The organism is Phocaeicola sp. RTP21198st1_B8_RTP21198_201120 (assembly GCF_040929485.1).
In the GTDB taxonomy this organism is placed as follows: domain Bacteria; phylum Bacteroidota; class Bacteroidia; order Bacteroidales; family Bacteroidaceae; genus Phocaeicola; species Phocaeicola dorei.
Genome location: NZ_JBCOCI010000330.1, coordinates 1 through 1,472, shown reverse-complemented (window position 1 = coordinate 1,472; position 1,472 = coordinate 1). Strand labels below are relative to the sequence as shown.

Below are 1,472 nucleotides of genomic sequence, written 5' to 3'. Positions count from 1 at the left end.
ACGGAATATCCCGGTACGTACCGCACTGACCCAGATTCGGCAAGCTGCCAATGTACATTTTGTCTATGAAGAGAAGAATATTAATAGCCAACAGACTGTAACACTCAATTATCCGCAAGGGACATCATTGAACACTTTACTCAACAACCTTTGCAAGCAAATAGGACTGACGTACGAAATCAATGAATCCGTTATTCTACTCTATCCTGCTCAAAAGCAAACCACCACTCATGACATCCATATCCTGTTATTGGAAAGGGGAAACAAACAGCCGCTACCAATGGCAACCTGCATTCTCAATCCGCTAGGAGCTTATGCCGCAACCGACATGGAGGGAAAGGCAGTACTAAAAAACGTCCCCACAGGAAAATACATATTAAATATTTCGTATGTAGGCTTCGAGACTGTGCAACGGGAAATCAACGTTGAACAAAACCTGGATCTGACGATCCGCATGTCTCCCACTTCGCTAGCTTTGAAAGAGGTAGTAGTGGTAGCAAAACAAAATGCGGCCGGAGAATCTACCAGCTCCATTATAGGCAGACAAGCGATAGACCATTTACAGGCTATGAGCCTTGATGACGTGATGCAACTCATACCGGGACACTTAATGAAAAATACAGATTTAACGTCCCGTTCCAATGTGCAGCTCCGTACTCTTGTTAACAATAACACCAATGCCTTCGGTTCGAGTATCATAATGGACGGAGTTCCCATGTCCAACAATGGTACACTATCGCAAGGAGGATTTTCAAGTACCGCATTTGTCGGAACAGACTTACGCCAAATTAGTGCGGACGATATTGAATCCGTAGAAATAATCCGTGGTATTCCTTCTGCCGAATACGGTGATTTAACCTCCGGACTTGTAGTTGTTCATTCCAAAATCGGACAAACACCCTGGCAGATCAAGGGAAAGATAAATCCCGGAACAATGAATTACTCGCTCGGTAAAGGATTGCGTTTAAACAAAGATGCCGGTATCCTGAATTTCAATCTCGACTATGCACAAGCATGGGGAGATCCACGCCAGAAAACAAAGTCATTCGACCGTTACACCTTTAACTTGGGATACAGCAAAGATTTTTCACGTATCTGGCATACATCGCAACCAGCTGTTCTCACTAAGCCATAATGGCAAACTATCAATTAATAAACCATTCTCACGTACTGTTAATTACACATTAGGTGTCAGCTATACTCAAACAGAGATGGAAAAGAGCGCCATTGTTGCCAATTCGTCCGGGTTGCTACCGATACTTACTGCCACAGAAACAGGGTATTATAATGTGCCTTTCGAGCAAAGCTCCTATCAGGCAAGCGGAGGTTCCCTTAGCCGTCCCGGAAATGTATATGCCAAAGTCAGCAACACGTTCTTCGTAAAATCAAAGAAAACATATCAGAACTTCAAAATGGTAGTGGAATACCACTACGACTGGAATAATGCCCGCGGATATTATAATGATGACGAC

At 43.5% G+C, this 1,472-nt stretch carries 1 pseudogene; it reads left to right on the top strand.

Going from position 1 to position 1,472, the window contains the following annotated elements:
- Positions 1 to 1,472 (top strand): annotated as a pseudogene (locus AB5935_RS25960) (carboxypeptidase-like regulatory domain-containing protein); the annotation flags it as partial.